Origin of the sequence: Hephaestia caeni (assembly GCF_003550065.1) — a bacterium.
GTDB classification, from domain to species: Bacteria; Pseudomonadota; Alphaproteobacteria; order Sphingomonadales; family Sphingomonadaceae; genus Sphingomonas; species Sphingomonas caeni_A.
Genome location: NZ_QXDC01000004.1, coordinates 775,170 through 790,065, shown reverse-complemented (window position 1 = coordinate 790,065; position 14,896 = coordinate 775,170). Strand labels below are relative to the sequence as shown.

The following is a 14,896-nucleotide window of genomic DNA, read 5'->3' as shown; positions in this document are numbered from 1 at the left end:
TCACCGGCAGAAATGGGCGCCGTCGTCCTCGAGGTGAAAATGGTTGCGGTGCGCGCTGTTGTAATCGGGGCTGAGCACGGTGCCGAAGCGTTTGCAGGCCGAGCTATGGATCACGCGCATGAAGGCGCGGATCTGCGGATCGGGGGACGACCAGTCGTCGAGCACGCTGATCCGTCGTCCGTCGGCGAGCACGAAGGCGGAGATGTCGACCGCGTTGGCGATCGCATGGCCTGACAGCCGGTTTGACGCGACCCCCACCACCGCGCGGCAGGCATAGGTGCCGAAGGTCTCGATCTTGACGAGGTCGCTGCCCAAAATCTGCCGCGCTGCAGGGGCGACGGCGTTGCGCGCCCAGCCTGAGAATGTCCGCGCGAGCCCGCACCGCATCGCGCCCAGATTGGTCACCGGCACGCCGATATCGAGCAGTTGCACCGTGCCGATCGTCGAGCAGCCGCCGCCGCGATCGCGGTTCGGCAGCGGGTTGAACGCCACCCCGATCCGCTTGAGGTCGGCATGGCACATCTGCGTCTGGCGTGCGCTCGGCCCCGGCGCGCCAGTGCGGCGCTGGTCGGTAGGCGGCGTGTGCCCGCCGCCGAAGATACAGCCGGACAGCAGCAGGGCGGCAAGGGGAACCAGACGCTTCACGTGGGGCAACCCTATGGGCTGCGCCCGCCGACGGCAACGCCGGTCGTGGCGCGCGGCGGCGGATGGTGCCGAACGGCTGTTGTTCGGCGCGGCGCTCGGGTAAAGCGAGGCCGATGACCAGCCGTATCGACAGCCTGCCGCACCGCCGCCAGATCATTGATCGCCGCGCGCTCGCCGATGCGCTTGCCGCGCTCGACGCGGCCGATCCGTCCGCGCTGCGCCGGGCGGCCACCGCGCATCTCAAACAGGCGCTCGATCTGGGCCGCGCCGAGATCCAGCGCCGCCTGATCGATCATCCCACGCGCGGCCTGGAGGCAGCGGCGGCGCAGGCGTTCCTCGCCGATCAACTGCTACGCCTGCTCTACGATTTCGTCACCACGCGGCTTTATCCCAACACCAACCCGACCGCGGCCGAACGGATCGCGCTGGTCGCGGTCGGCGGCTACGGGCGCGGCGAGATGGCGCCGTTCTCGGATATCGACATCGCCTTCATCACGCCGTGGAAGCAACCCGCCTGGGCCGAACAGATCATCGAATCGATGCTCTATGCGCTGTGGGACATGGGGTTGAAGGTCGGCCATTCGTCGCGCTCGCTCGACGAGATGGTGCGCCAGGCCAAGGCCGACATCACGGTGCGCACCGCGCTGCTCGAAGGCCGCTACATCTGGGGCGACATCGCGCTCTATGACGAGGCGGCGCGGCGCTTCAAGGCCGAGGTGCAGGCCGATACCGCGCGCCAGTTCATCGCCGACAAGCTCGACGAACGCAACGCGCGCCACAAGAAGATGGGCGACAGCCGGTACGTCGTCGAACCCAACGTCAAGGAAGGCAAGGGCGGCCTGCGCGATCTCCACACGTTGTTCTGGATCGGCAAATACGCCTACAACGTCCGCACCGTCGCCGAGCTGGTCGAGACGGGGCTCCTGACGCGCGCCGAATATCGCCAGTTCAACCGTGCCGAGAATTTCCTGTGGGCGGTGCGCTGCCATCTCCATTCGATCGCCGGGCGCGCCGAGGACCGGCTGACCTTCGACATGCAGCGCGAGATCGCGGGGCGGATGAATTATGCCGATCGGCCTGGCAAGTCGCCGGTCGAACGCTTCATGCAATTCTACTTCCTCCAGGCCAAGGCGGTCGGCGACCTGACCGGGCTGTTCCTCGCCCATCTCGACGAGAAATTCGCCGCGCGCGGTCGCCGGTTCGGCCTGCCGCGCTTGCGCCGGCGCCCGGGCAAGCTGCGCGGCTTCGTCCTCGATCGCGGCCGGCTGGCGATCCCGTCGGAAGATTTCTTCGAGGCTGATCCGGCCCGCCTCGTCGAGCTGTTCCAGCTTGCCGACCTGCACGGGCTCGAAATCCATCCGCTTGCGATGCGCGCCGCCGCCCGCGACGCCAAGCTCGTCGACGACATCCGCCGCGAACCGCGTGCCAATGCGTTCTTCCTCGATGTACTCACGTCGCCGCGCGATCCCGAAACCGTGCTGCGCTGGATGAACGAGGCCGGGGTGTTCGGCCGGCTGGTGCCCGATTTCGGCCGCGTCGTCGCGCAGATGCAGTTCGATATGTACCATCACTATACGGTCGATGAGCACACCATCCGCGCGATCGGCCTGCTGTCGCAGATCGAGCACGGCACGCTCAAGGAAGAGCATCCGCTCTCGACCGGCATCCTCAAGCATATCGGCGAATCGTCGCGGCGCGTGCTCTATGTGGCGGTGCTGCTGCACGACATCGCCAAGGGTCGTGGCGGCGATCATTCGGTGCTGGGGGCGGAGGTCGCGCGGCGGTTGTGCCCGCGCTTCGGGCTCAACGCGGCCGAGACCGAGACGGTCGCCTGGCTGGTGCGTCACCATCTCCTGATGTCGGCGACGGTGTTCAAGCGCGACCTCGCCGATTTCAAGACGATCCTCGATTTCTGCGAGGTGGTCAAAAGCCCCGAGCGGCTGCGGCTGCTGCTCGTGCTGACGGTGGTCGATATTCGCGCGGTCGGCCCCGGCGTGTGGAACGGCTGGAAGAAGCAGCTCCTCACCGAACTCTACGACGCCGCCGAGGAAGTGCTGCGGCTCGGCCACAAGCACAAGGGCCGCGGCGAACGCATCGCCGCCAAGCAGGCCGCGCTCGCCCAGACGCTGGGCTGGGACGACGCGCGTTTCGCCGCGCACGTCCGGCGCCTGCCCGAGGCTTATTGGATCGCCGAGCCCGACGACGTGCTGGCACGCAACGCGCGTACGATGGCTGAGGCGGGTGACGCCGCGCTCTCGATCGCCGCGCAGGTCTATCCCGAGCGCGGCGCGACGCTGGTGACGATCTACGCCACCGATCATCCGGGGCTGTTCTACCGCGCGGCGGGGGCGATCCACGTCGCCGGCGGTAACATCATCGATGCGCGCATCCACACCACGCGCGACGGCATGGCGCTCGACAATTTCCTCGTCCAGGATCCGGTCGGGCGCCCGTTCGATCATCCCGACCAATTGGCCCGGCTCGAAACCTCGATCGAGGATGCCTTCGCCAACCGCACCCGGCTCGCCGACCGGCTCAAGGCCAAGCCGCTGCCGCGCGCGCGCGCCGAGGCGTTCGAGATCGCACCCAACGTCATCATCGACAACGGCGCCTCGAACCGCTTCACCGTGATCGAGGTCAACGCCCGCGACGGCCCCGCGCTGCTCAATCGCCTCGCGCACGCGCTGTTCCAGTCGAAGGTGACGCTGCATTCGGCGCATGTCGCCACCTATGGCGAGCGCGCGGTCGATACTTTCTACGTCACCGATCTCACCGGCGAAAAGATCGCCAACGCGCAGCGGCTCAAGGCGCTCGAGCGCCGCCTGCTCGCCGCCGCCGCCGGCACGCTCGACGAGGCCGAAGCCGCCTGATTCGGGCGGCCTGGGGACCTGGTTTTAGAGCAGCCCCGAACCGTTCGTGCTGAGCTTGTCGAAGCACCGTTCCATTCTTTGGCCGATCGGAAGAAGAACGGCCCGCTATGCGCCAAAAGGCGCATCAAACCGACCCTCAGAACAGGCGCGGCGTGCCGTCGTCGGCGACGGGCGGTTCGGGCGGTGCGTCTTCCGCCTTACGCTTCGCCGCTGCCTGACGCGGCGGTTCGGGCGGATAAAAGGCAATCACGCTGTCGCCGGGCTCGATCACCGGCCGCGCCTTGGTCGAAAACAGCAGCAGATGGTTGTCCCCGTCGAGCACCGCGACGGGCTCGGCGCCCTCGGGCAATTGCGCGCGGAACTGGTCGTAGCCGAACTTCTCGGTGATGTTGGTCCGGCTGAAGGTCCATCCGGCCTCGATCCGCCCCTGCAACGCGTCGATCGGCGCCCCGCTCGGCAGCAGCACACGCGCGCGCACATGGCTCGGCAGATCCTCGTCATGCCCGGTCTGCGCGAGCCGATCGACGCCGAGTTCGGGGCCGAGGTCGCTGCACACCAGCGCGTTGTACGCGTCGTTCTCGGTCGCCGCGATCACCTGCTGGAACCGGCCCATGTCGAGCTGATCCTGCGTCGCCTCGTCGAGCACGTCGCCGCGGTGGACCTCCAGATCCTGCTTGCGCGCGCCGCGCAGCGCGAACTTGCTGGTATCGGCGACGGTCACCGCGAGCCCGTATTGCTTGAGCGCGCTGCCGAACGCGTTGGTCCAGCCGTTGGCGCCGATCAGCAGAACGCCCAGTTCCTTGCCCTTGTCGATCCCCAGCCGCCGCGCCCACCACGAGGCCGAGAAGCTGTGCGCGAAGATCGTCACGATGACGACCGCGAATCCCAAGGATTGCAGGTCGCGCGCGCCGATGAAGCCGAAATCGGCGAGCCGCAGCGAAAACAGCCCGGTGACGGCGACCGCGACGATCCCGCGCGGCGCGATCCACGCGATGAACAGCCGCTCGCGCCACGGCACGGCCGAGAAAGCGAGGCTCGCGAGCACCGTCGCGGGGCGGATCGCGAACAGCAGCAGCACGAGGAACAGCACGAAGCGCAGCCGGAAATGCTGGATTACCTCGTAATCGAGCGTCGCCGACAGGATGATGAACACCCCCGAGATGAGCAGGACGGCGAGATCCTCCTTGAACCGGCGTAGCGCGGTGCTCGAATACATCGGCCGGTTGGCCATCACCACGCCCATCACCGTGACGGTGATCAGCCCGGTCTCGTGCTTGATGATGTCGGCGAGCACGAAGCCGCCGATCACCGTCACCAGCAGCACCGGCGCCATCAGGAATTCGGGCACGTAGCCGCGCGGGAACAGCGTGGTGACGGCATAGCCCAGCGCGACGCCGAGCCCGGTGGCGATCGCCGCCGCCGCGGCGATGTCGAAACCGATCGCCATCGCGTCGCGCGACACCCCGGCATAGGTGATATAGGCATAGATCGCGGCGCCGAGCAGCGCGCCGATCGGGTCGTTGACGATTCCTTCCCATTTCAGGATGTCGCGGGTGCGCGCGGGCACCCGCAGCGTCCGCAGCATCGGCCCGATCACCGTCGGCCCCGTCACCACCATGATCCCGCCGAACACCGCCGAGATGCCGAGCGGCAGCCCCGCCGCGTAATGCGACGCGAGCGTGCCGAGCACCGCGCCCACCGGCACCCCGATCACCACCAGCCGCAGCACGGCGGGGCCGGCGTGGCGCAGGTCGCGGAAATTGAGGCTCAGCCCGGCCGCGAACAGGATCACCGCGACCGCGAGCTTGATGATCGGTTCCTGCAAGTCGCCGAAATCGCGTTCGGGGACGATCCAGCCGAGCACCGGCCCGGCGACGATCCCGGCGATCAGCATCAGCACGATCGCCGGCTTGCCGGTGCGCCACGCCACCCATTGCGCGCCGACCCCCAGCAAGCCGATCAGCGCCATTTTGAGCATCAGTGATTCGGACATCGTCCTTTCCTGTGGCCTCGGCGCGTGCGATGCAACCACAGGCGCACGTCCCGGGTTCCAGCGGTGGAGGCCGGGCGAACGACCTTGGCCGCGCTTGAGGAGCAGGACGATGCCGGTACAGGGAATAGGCGGATTGTTCTTCCGGGCGCGCGATCCCGAAGGCCTCGCCGATTGGTATCGCCGCCACCTCGGCATCGGCGCGGGCTGCGCCGCCGAAGGCACGGGCACGCCCGACGAATGGTTCTGGAAAACCGAAGGCGGTCCGGTCGTGTTCGCGCCGTTCAAGGCAGACAGCGATTATTTCGCCGCCGACCGGCAATGGATGCTCAACCTGCGCGTCACCGATCTCGAAGGGCTGCTCGAACAACTGAACGCCCGCGGCATCGCGATCGAAACCCGCGCCGAATGGGACAGCCCCGAAACCGGCAGCTTCGCTCGCATCCACGATCCCGAAGGCAATGCGATCGAACTATGGGAACCGCCCGCCGGCGACGGGTGATGGTGATGGGGCGCGTCCCCGTCCCCGTCATTCGGTGATCCTGGCCCCAGCCGATCCGCCCGGACGGATCGCGAAAAAAGTCAGTGTCCGGTGAACGATAGGGCCGATCGTGAGAGCGAACAGGATCGTGCCGATGCCGACAGTGCCGCCGAGCCCCCACCCTACGGCGAGCACCGTAAGCTCGATACCTGTGCGCACGAATCGGATCGACCGACCGGTGCGGGCGGCCAGGCCCGTCATCAGCCCGTCGCGAGGTCCCGGTCCGAAACCCGCGCCGATATAGGCGCTTGTCGCGACGCCGTTAAGGAAGATGCCTGCGACGAGCATCGTGGCGCGAACGGGCAGCGACGCGATATCTGGGATCAGCCAAAGACCGAAATCCGCCGCAAGGCCAATGCCGATAATGTTGCTGATCGTCCCCAGGCCGGGCCGTTGTCGCAGCGGAACCCACAGCAACAGGACGATCGCGCCAGCGATGATGACGACGGTGCCGAAGCTGAGGGGGGTACGGTCTCCCACGCCTTGATGGAACACATCCCAGGGATTGAGCCCGAAATCGGAGCGGACCATCATCGCCGTGGACATTCCGAAAGCGAACAGCCCTGCGTAAAGTTGAACGAGGCGCCGGATCATCATGGCCGCTCCTTACCGAAACTGCCCTCCCGGGAAAGGGCGGTGAGGCTTGAAGCGGGATTATGCCGGTATCTGACGCCGGGGCGGCCACGCGACGAGCCCCCACAGCGTTGTCGCGTGCCCGCCCGCTATTGGCGCCCGATATGTCATTCGGGGCGATGGACGGAAAGGAGGGTGCCGGTGGCCGCAATACCGGCCGTGGAATAGCTGGCCCCTATCGCTCCCACACCCGCACGTAATCGACCGCCATCGTTGCCGGGAAGGCGGTGTCGTCGATGCCTTGCTGCCCGCCCCAGCCGCCGACCGCGACGTTGAGGATCAGGAATTCGGGGCGGTCGAACGGCCAGCTTGCGGCCTCGCCCTTGCCGTCATTGTCGAAGCGCATATAGGCGCGGCCGTCGACGCCGATCAGCAGGCGGTCGCGGGTCCAATCGAGCTGATAGGTGTGGAACGCGGTGCAGGCGTCGGCCAGCCGTGTCTGCGCGCCGACCTGCGTGCCCGCGACATGGTTGTACGCCTTGGTATGGATCGTGCCGTGGACCACGCCTTCGTCCCAGCCGACATGCTCCATGATGTCGATCTCGCCTTGCGCGGGCCAGCCTGCGCGATCGTCGGCGCCGAGCATCCAGATCGCCGGCCACACCCCACGCCCGCACGCGAGGCGCGCGCGCACCTCGACGAAGGCGTGCGTCCATTGCGCATGGCCGCGCGTCAGCAGCCGCGCCGAGGTATAGGCCTGCCCGCCGTAATCCTTGGCCTTGGTCAGCGCCTCGTGGCGCGCCGTGATGAGCAGCGTACCATCCTCGACGCGCGCGTTTTCGGGCCGGTCGGCGGCGTAATATTGCTTCTCGTCGTTGAACCAGCCCTGCTTGTTCCAGGCGGTATCGTATGCCCATTTCGCCGGATCGGGCAGGCCGGGCGTGTCGAACTCGTCGGCCCAGTCGGGCGCACGCGCGGGCGCCGCGATCGGCAGATCGACCGCGGCGTTCCGGGCGGCGAGGCTTGGGGGTGGCGCGTCCTGCGCCTGCGCGCTCGCGGCAAGGGCGATCGCCGCCACCGCCGCGAGCAGCCGGATCATTTGGGCGACAGCACCATCAGCATCTGCCGGCCTTCCATGCGCGGATGCGCCTCGATCTTGGCGATCTCGGCGGTCTCGTCGGCGACTCGGCGGAGCACGGCCATGCCGAGCTGGCCGTGCGAAAGCTCGCGGCCGCGGAAACGCATCGTGATCTTGACCTTGTCGCCGTCTTCGATGAACTCGTTGACCTTCTTCATCTTGGTCTCATAGTCGTGGTCATCGATGTTGGGACGCATCTTGATCTCTTTGATGTCCTGCGTCTTCTGCGTCTTGCGGGCCTGATTGGCCTTTTTCTGCGCCTCGTATTTGAATTTGCCGACATCGAGGAACTTGGCGACGGGCGGATCGGCGTTGGGCGAGACCTCGACGAGGTCGAGACCGACCTCGGCTGCCTGCTCGATTGCCTCGCGCGTGTACATCACCCCCAGATTTTCGCCCTCGTGATCGATCACGCGGACCTTCTGGCTCTGGATGAATTCGTTGTAACGCGGGCCGTTCATCGGCGGGGGCGCCAGCGGGCGCCGCATTGGGGGTCGTATAGGGCTTCTCCTGACAGGGGTGTTGACGCCAATCTAATATGTGTGCGCCGCGATGGAAAGGTGTCGCGGGCGCGGTTTGTCTAGCGGATCATCGCCGCGCAAGCAGGATGACGCAGCAGCCGGTGAGCGCCAGCCCGGCGCCGAGCGCGTCACCGCGCGTCGCCGGCACCCGCTCGACCAGCACCATCCAGCCCAGCGAAGCAAGGATGTAGTGCCGCCATATGCGGCGAAGGCGCGCCCCGCCGCATCGGGCGTCGACAGCGTGAGCAGCCAGGCGAACAGCGCGAGGCTGGCCATGCCGGGAAGCAGCAGCCACGCCGGCCGATCGAGCCGCAGCACCGCCCAGAAGGCGAAGCAGCCGCCGATCTCGGCCAGCGCGGCGGCGAGATAGATACCGATCGCCGCCGGGGTCACGCGGGCGTCAGATCCGGCGCCGTCACTTCCTTCGTCAACCGCGCCACCGCCTCGTCGAGCGACAATATCTGCTGTCCCTGCCCGCCGAGCACGCGCAGCGCCACCGTGCCTTCGTCGGCCTCGCGCTTGCCGACGACGAGCAGGTTGGGCACCTTGGCAAGGCTGTGCTCGCGCACCTTGTAGTTGATCTTCTCGTTGCGGAGATCGGTCTCGACCCGGATTCCGGCGGCGTTGAGCTGTTCGGCCACCGTGCCCGCATAATCGTCGGCGTCCGACACGATCGTCGCCACTACCGCCTGCACCGGGGCGAGCCACAGCGGCAGCTTGCCGGCATAATGTTCGATCAGGATGCCGATGAAGCGCTCATAGCTGCCGAAGATCGCGCGGTGGAGCATGATCGGCCGGTGGCGCTCGCCGTCCTCGCCGACATAGCTCGCGTCGAGCCGTTCGGGCAGCACGCGGTCGGACTGGATCGTGCCGACCTGCCACGTCCGCCCGATCGCGTCGGTCAGGTGCCATTCGAGCTTGGGGGCGTAGAAGGCGCCTTCGCCGGGCAGCTCCGCCCAGCCATATTGCTCGGTCGCGAAGCCCGCCTTGGCCACCGCGTCGCGCAATTCCGCCTCGGCCTGATCCCATATCTCATCGCTGCCGAAGCGCTTCTCGGGGCGCAGCGCCAGCTTGATCGCATAGGTGAAGCCGAAATCGGTATAGATGCGATCGGCAAGCTGGCAGAAGGCGCGGACCTCGTCGACGATCTGGTCCTCGCGGCAGAAGATGTGCGCGTCATCCTGCGTGAACTGGCGCACGCGCATCAGCCCGTGGAGCGCGCCGTGCGGCTCGTTCCTGTGGCAGCAGCCGTTCTCGTAGATGCGCAACGGCAGGTCGCGATACGATTTGATCCCCTGCTTGAAGATCAGCACGTGCGCCGGGCAGTTCATCGGCTTCAATGCCATCCATTCGGCGGCGTCCGATACCAGCGGGCCTTCGTCCTCGGTGTTGGGGATTTCGTCGGGAATGACGAACATGTTCTCGCGATATTTGCCCCAATGGCCCGATTGCTCCCACTGGCGCGCGTCCATCACCTGCGGCGTCTTGACCTCGTCATAGCCCGCGCCGTCGATCGCGCGGCGCATATACGCCTCGAGTTCGCGCCAGATGATATAGCCGTGCGGGTGCCAGAAGACGCTGCCGTGCGCTTCCTGCTGGAGGTGGAACAAGTCCATCTCGGCGCCCAGTTTGCGATGGTCGCGCTTGCCGGCCTCCTCCATCCGGTGGAGGTGCGCGTCGAGCTGCTTCCTGTTGAGCCAGCCGGTGCCGTAAATGCGGCTCAGCATCGCGTTCTTCTGGTCGCCGCGCCAATAGGCGCCCGACACGCGCGTCAGCTTGAACGCTTGCGGGTCGAGCTTCCCCGTCGAGGCGAGGTGCGGCCCGCGGCACATGTCGAGCCACGCGTCGGCGCCGTTGCCCGCCTTGTAGACGGTCAGCTCCTCGTCATCGGGCAGCTCGGCCGCCCATTCGGCCTTGAAGGTCTCGCCCTGCTTCGTCCAGCGCTCGATCAGTTGCGCGCGCGTCCACACTTCGCGGATCAGCGGCTCGTCGCGCGCGATGATGCGGCGCATCTCCTCCTCGATCGCCGGCAGGTCGTCCTCGGTAAACGGGCCGTGATCGGGTGCGGGGGCGAAATCGTAATAGAATCCGTCCTCGGTCGCGGGGCCGAAGGTGATCTGCGTCCCCGGGAACAGGTGCTGCACCGCCTCGGCAAGAATGTGCGCATAATCGTGGCGCACCAGTTCGAGCGCGTCGGCCTCGTCCTTCGCGGTGATCAGCGCGAGCGCGCTATCGCCCTCGAAGGCGCGCATGATGTCGCGCACTTCGCCGTCGATCCGCGCGGCGAGCGCGGCCTTGGCCAGCCCCGGCCCGATCGCCGCGGCGACGTCCGCCGGGGTAGTCCCCGGCGCTACCTCGCGGACGGAACCGTCGGGCAGCGTGATACGGAACATCTCGGACACGGTGGGGCGCTTTCGTTGGAAGGTGGAAAGAGCGCGGCTTATGCCGCCGCCCCCCCCATTTAGGCAAGGAAATCGCGTAGTGCGAGGGGCGGGGGCTTGCCGCCCGGCCGCCAGCGGATAGGATCGATCGAAAGGAGATGGTCGATGACCCCTTACGCCTTGCTCGTCCCCGCGCTCGCGCTCGCCGGCTGCGCGACGATCGCCGGCACCGTCGGCGAAAGCTGGAATGCCGCGCTGGTCGGCGCGCAGGAAGTGCCTGGCCCGGGCGATCCTGACGGCACCGGTACGGTGAAGGTGACGGCCGATTCGGCCACCAACACCGTCTGCTACACGCTCGACGTGCGCGGGATTTCCGCGCCGACGGCGGCGCATATCCATAAGGGGGCGCTTGGCGTCGCGGGGCCGCCCGTGCTGCCGCTCGCGCCGCCGACCAGCGGCCGCTCGAAGGAATGCCTCAGCGTCGATAAGGCGCTCGCGGCGGCGATCATCGCCGATCCGGCGGGCTATTACGTCAACGTCCACACCGCCGATTATCCCAAGGGCGCGATTCGCGGCCAGCTCGCCGCGCGCTGACCCGAGGTCTGACGGGTTGGAGCGGCAACCCGATACTTTTTACCGTCCGCAGTCGAACATGCCTCGGCCACCGTACGTGCGCCCACGCGAAAGAGGGGCCGACATCGCTGTCGACCCCTCCGTGTCGCCGGACTTCGCTCAGCCGGCCGGCCCCGAAGGGCAGCCGCCCGATCAAGGTCGGCGGCATGCTTCACGTGCTCCCCGAAGGGGGCTTGTGTCGCAGGTCGGTCACCAAGGCCGCCCGTCTGCATACCCGAAGGCATGCCGCGGTTTCGGCCTCGGCGGCCTCGCGTCGCGGGTCGATCGAAATCGCGCCTGCGTCGCGTCTGGTCGTGCCGGTTTCCGAAATCCGCGTCCCGCCCGGTGAAAGGGGGTCGCAATTCCCGGCCCGTTCGCGGCCTGCCTCGCCTGTGCCCGAAGGCATAAGGGAGACGATGTCGGATGCATCCTTCGTGATGCCCGCGGATGATCGCTTGCGCGACGATCCGAAAAGACTTGCACGATGGTGTCATCCCGACCGATCCGAGCCACGGTTTCCTTGCGGCACCAGGGCATCGGTTCAGCCGTAAGTTTCTGATCTCTTGATGATTTCTCACCTCGATCTCATCCGCTTACAGGGGGGATGCTGTCACCTTTCCCGAGTCGCGCCAAGCGCGGAATACGCGTTCCAGCCTGTGGATAACGTGGATATCGTGCATTGCCGGACACGATCTTTCAGGGCGCCGACAGCTTCTTGCGAATCGGGCGTTTCGTGCCCTTTGCGATGCAACCCGATTGGTCGGAAAGCGTTTCGCTATCGTATCGAGCCTCGTTGATCATCGGCTCGTCACCCGGTGTCGGCATGATCGCCGGACGCCAAACAGGAGGGACTATCTATGAAGCCGATCTGGATCGCGCTCGGTGCGGTATCGCTGCTGTCGCTTGGCGCCTGCGCCGAAGGCTACGGCAATGACAGTCGTTATGGCCCCGGCTATTACAACCAGGCCCCCCAGGGCAATTACGATGCCTATCGCCATTATCGCAACGACAGCCGCTATCGCGAACGCCGGCTGAGCCGCGAGGACCGCGTCTATCGCGGCTCCGACGGCCGCTATTATTGCAAGCGCGACGACGGCACGACCGGCCTGATCGTCGGCGCGCTCGGTGGCGGCGTGCTCGGCAACGTCATCGCGCCGGGCGGCTCGGGCCTGCTGGGCACGCTGCTCGGCGCGGGTGCGGGCGCGCTCGTCGGCCAGGCGATCGACAAGGGAGACGCGAAATGTCGATAACGCGTCGCGCCTCGGCGCGTTACGAAGGGCTGGGCAAGGACGGCAAGGGCCATGTCTCGACGGGGTCGGGCGTGCTCGCCGATCAGCCGTACGGCTTCACCACCCGGTTCGAGGAGGAACCTGGCACCAACCCCGAAGAGCTGATCGCCGCGGCGCATGCGTCATGCTTCACGATGGCGCTGAGCTTCGGGCTGGCGAAAGCGGGCTTCGCCGATGGCACGCTCGAGACGACCGCGAAGGTCGCGCTCGACAAGGACGGCGACGGCTTCAAGGTCACCCGCTCGGATCTGACGCTCAAGGCCAGCGTGCCGGGGATCGACGAAGCTCGCTTCGCCGAGATCGCCCGAGGCGCGGAGAAGAACTGCCCGATCTCCAAGGTGCTCAACGCCGAAATTTCGCTCGATTATCAGTTGAATGGCGGTTGAGCGACGATCGATCACTGCTTTCGGGGCGGTGAACGACAGGTGTTTCTTCGGTTCACATCGCATGGTTTAGGGTCTGCGTCTTGTTGTCGTGTAGAGACGAAGGAGTTGAACCATGCGTATCCCGATTCTCGCCGCGACCGCGCTTGCCGTCACGTTGTCGGCGGCGCCGGCCGCCGCCCAGCGAAGCCCGTACCAGATCGATCGCGAATATCGCCACGACGTGCGCGACGCCAATCACGACTATCGCCGTGATCTGCGCCGGGCCGATTCGCGCAAGGACGTGCGCAAGGCGCAGCGCGACTATCGCAAGGACATGCGAAAGGCACAGCATGAGCGCAGCAAGGATATCCGCAAGGCGCAGCGCGAACGCCGCAAGGACATGCGCGACTGGCGGCGCTATCGCAGATACGACTGGAACCGCTACGAGCCCGGCTACAACCATTATTATGCCGACCGCTATTATCGCGACGGGCGCTATTATCAGCCGCGCCGGCTGACGCGCGCCGACCGCATCTATCGCGGCGGCAACGGGCGCTATTACTGCCGCCGGTCGGACGGGACGACCGGGCTGATCATCGGCGGGCTCGCCGGCGGTGTGATCGGCAATCTCGTCACCGACGGCGGGTCGCAGTTGCTCGGCACACTGATTGGCGCCGGCGCGGGCGCGTTGCTCGGCAACGAGATCGATCGCGGCCAGGTGATCTGCCGTTAGCGTCTGATCCACTAACGTGGAGGCGGGACCGGCCCTCTCCCCCACCCCACCACCCAAGACATTATGCTCACTGGGAGGTGGGGTGGGGGAGAGGGCCGGTGCCGCTGATCCAGCAGACACACGAAAGGAGGGAGGTCCGGCTTCGGCCGGGCCTCTTTTTTCGTCAGATGAAGCCGCCGCCCAGGAACAGCCGCACGATACAGACGAGGATCACGATCAGGTTGAAGTTGCGGCCGCCGTTGCGCGATGAAAGCGCCCCGAGCCCGAACCCCAGCACCGCGATCAGCAGTACGCCCCAGTTCATCCAGCCGAGCAGCGGCACGAACGCGGGGATCGCCAGCACCAGCGCGACGAGCCCGACGAGGAAAGAAAGAATGTTGAGCATGGCGCATCCTGCGTTGGTCGCGGCATGGTTGCAAGCGCGCAGGCGTGGCCGCGCGATCAACCGACTTTAAACCTTTCGAGGTCATTTACCGTCTTTTCGTGAGCCAGGACGATGCCGTGCCGCGCGCGCCGATCAGAATCATTGCCGCCGGAACGATCACGGCGCTCGCACTCGCCGCCTGCGGCAGCGAGGCGCCGCGCAGCCAGCGCGATTCGACCAGCGCGCCGACGCTCGATCCCGCGCTTGCCGACGCGCTCGCCGATCCGATCCTCGTCGATCCCGATCTCGGCCAACAGGCGAACGGCGATGCCTTGCGCCCGCCGGATCGTCCGCCGTCGGGCGGCCTGCCGCCGGTCGACATCGCGCCGATCGCGCCGCCCGCCGCGCCCTCGGTTCATGCCCCGGAGCCGGGCGGGGACTGCGCTGAATGCACGATCGCACGCCAGGCGCGTACGCTCGGCGCGCTCGCCGCCGCCGGGCGCGATCCGCGCACTCGCGTCTGCGCGGCGACGCTGCGCTATTCGGCGCGCTGGGCCGCGCGGATGCCCGCCGCGCTGCCGTTGCCCCGCGATGCGCGCGTGCTCGTCGCGGCGGGAACCGACGAGGGGCAGTGCGCTTTGCGGGCGGCGCGCTTCGTCACCGCAATGCCGGTCAAGGGCGCGATCGATTTCTATTATGCGCACGCCAGCGCAAGCGGCTTTTCTGCCGAACACCGTGCGGACGACGATATGAATACGCTCCACGGCACGCGGGATCGCGATGCCGCCGCCTATGCGGTCATCGTGCGGCCGCGGGCGCAAGGGGGCAGCGTGATCGATCTCGTCGTCAACGCCGCCGATTGACCACGCTTCTC

15 protein-coding genes and 1 pseudogene are annotated in these 14,896 nt (G+C 67.0%); 7 read left to right on the top strand and 9 right to left on the bottom strand.

What is annotated here, in order from left to right; genetic code table 11:
• Positions 1-654 (bottom strand): extensin family protein, encoded by a 654-nt coding sequence (locus tag DFR49_RS18340; protein WP_425454962.1) that lies wholly within the window; start codon positions 652-654, stop codon positions 1-3.
• A 104-nt stretch (positions 655-758) separates the two neighbouring features.
• On the opposite strand from DFR49_RS18340, the gene DFR49_RS18335 reads away from it, so the two are divergent.
• Complete coding sequence (locus DFR49_RS18335; protein ID WP_119037092.1) at positions 759-3,515, top strand: [protein-PII] uridylyltransferase; 2,757 nt, start codon at positions 759-761, stop codon at positions 3,513-3,515.
• Between the two features lie 136 nt (positions 3,516-3,651).
• On the opposite strand, the gene DFR49_RS18330 is transcribed toward DFR49_RS18335, so the two are convergent.
• Positions 3,652-5,508 carry a cation:proton antiporter gene (locus tag DFR49_RS18330; protein ID WP_245968627.1) on the bottom strand — a complete coding sequence of 619 codons (1,857 nt, stop codon included), beginning with the start codon at positions 5,506-5,508 and terminating at the stop codon, positions 3,652-3,654.
• A 109-nt stretch (positions 5,509-5,617) separates the two neighbouring features.
• Here DFR49_RS18330 and DFR49_RS18325 point away from each other — a divergent pair, with 109 nt between their 5' ends.
• The gene (locus DFR49_RS18325; protein WP_119037091.1) at positions 5,618-6,007 is read left to right on the top strand and encodes a VOC family protein; all 390 of its coding nucleotides are present in this window, start codon (positions 5,618-5,620) and stop codon (positions 6,005-6,007) included.
• Between the two features lie 27 nt (positions 6,008-6,034).
• Here the strand turns inward: DFR49_RS18325 and yczE are convergent, their stop codons facing one another.
• The 5 genes and pseudogenes from yczE to thrS all read right to left on the bottom strand — a co-directional run bounded on the left by yczE (position 6,035) and on the right by thrS (position 10,671).
• Entirely contained in the window at positions 6,035-6,643 is a 609-nt protein-coding gene (yczE, locus tag DFR49_RS18320) for a membrane protein YczE (protein WP_211325932.1), read from the bottom strand.
• Positions 6,644-6,854: 211 nt separating this feature from the next.
• On the bottom strand, positions 6,855-7,718 hold the full coding sequence (locus DFR49_RS18315) for a glycoside hydrolase family 16 protein (protein ID WP_119037090.1): 864 nt from the start codon (positions 7,716-7,718) through the stop codon (positions 6,855-6,857).
• Complete coding sequence (infC, locus tag DFR49_RS18310) at positions 7,715-8,245, bottom strand: translation initiation factor IF-3 (protein ID WP_119037089.1); 531 nt, start codon at positions 8,243-8,245, stop codon at positions 7,715-7,717. The genes DFR49_RS18315 and infC overlap by 4 nt, the downstream gene beginning before the upstream one ends.
• A 100-nt stretch (positions 8,246-8,345) precedes the next feature.
• Positions 8,346-8,671, bottom strand: a pseudogene (locus DFR49_RS18305) (YnfA family protein).
• Complete coding sequence (gene thrS / locus DFR49_RS18300; RefSeq protein WP_211325945.1) at positions 8,668-10,671, bottom strand: threonine--tRNA ligase; 2,004 nt, start codon at positions 10,669-10,671, stop codon at positions 8,668-8,670. The pseudogene DFR49_RS18305 and the gene thrS overlap by 4 nt, the downstream one beginning before the upstream one ends.
• Positions 10,672-10,824: 153 nt before the next feature.
• Between thrS and DFR49_RS18295 the strand changes: the two genes are divergently transcribed.
• Positions 10,825-11,253: a CHRD domain-containing protein gene (locus DFR49_RS18295; RefSeq protein ID WP_119037087.1), complete on the top strand. Its 429-nt coding sequence runs from the start codon at positions 10,825-10,827 to the stop codon at positions 11,251-11,253.
• 869 nt (positions 11,254-12,122) lie between these two features.
• Here DFR49_RS18295 and DFR49_RS22585 read toward each other — a convergent pair.
• Entirely contained in the window at positions 12,123-12,269 is a 147-nt protein-coding gene (locus DFR49_RS22585) for a hypothetical protein (RefSeq protein ID WP_425454968.1), read from the bottom strand.
• Between the two features lie 33 nt (positions 12,270-12,302).
• Between DFR49_RS22585 and DFR49_RS22580 the strand changes: the two genes are divergently transcribed.
• The 3 genes from DFR49_RS22580 to DFR49_RS18280 all read left to right on the top strand — a co-directional run bounded on the left by DFR49_RS22580 (position 12,303) and on the right by DFR49_RS18280 (position 13,658).
• Complete coding sequence (locus DFR49_RS22580) at positions 12,303-12,521, top strand: glycine zipper 2TM domain-containing protein (protein ID WP_425454967.1); 219 nt, start codon at positions 12,303-12,305, stop codon at positions 12,519-12,521.
• Positions 12,512-12,946 (top strand): OsmC family protein, encoded by a 435-nt coding sequence (locus DFR49_RS18285; protein WP_119037085.1) that lies wholly within the window; start codon positions 12,512-12,514, stop codon positions 12,944-12,946. The genes DFR49_RS22580 and DFR49_RS18285 overlap by 10 nt, the downstream gene beginning before the upstream one ends.
• A gap of 112 nt (positions 12,947-13,058) precedes the next feature.
• Complete coding sequence (locus tag DFR49_RS18280) at positions 13,059-13,658, top strand: glycine zipper 2TM domain-containing protein (protein WP_119037084.1); 600 nt, start codon at positions 13,059-13,061, stop codon at positions 13,656-13,658.
• A 163-nt stretch (positions 13,659-13,821) separates the two neighbouring features.
• On the opposite strand, the gene DFR49_RS18275 is transcribed toward DFR49_RS18280, so the two are convergent.
• Positions 13,822-14,043 carry a hypothetical protein gene (locus tag DFR49_RS18275; RefSeq protein WP_119037307.1) on the bottom strand — a complete coding sequence of 74 codons (222 nt, stop codon included), beginning with the start codon at positions 14,041-14,043 and terminating at the stop codon, positions 13,822-13,824.
• A 44-nt stretch (positions 14,044-14,087) separates the two neighbouring features.
• On the opposite strand from DFR49_RS18275, the gene DFR49_RS18270 reads away from it, so the two are divergent.
• Positions 14,088-14,885: a hypothetical protein gene (locus DFR49_RS18270; protein WP_119037083.1), complete on the top strand. Its 798-nt coding sequence runs from the start codon at positions 14,088-14,090 to the stop codon at positions 14,883-14,885.
• Positions 14,886-14,896 lie beyond the last annotated feature (11 nt).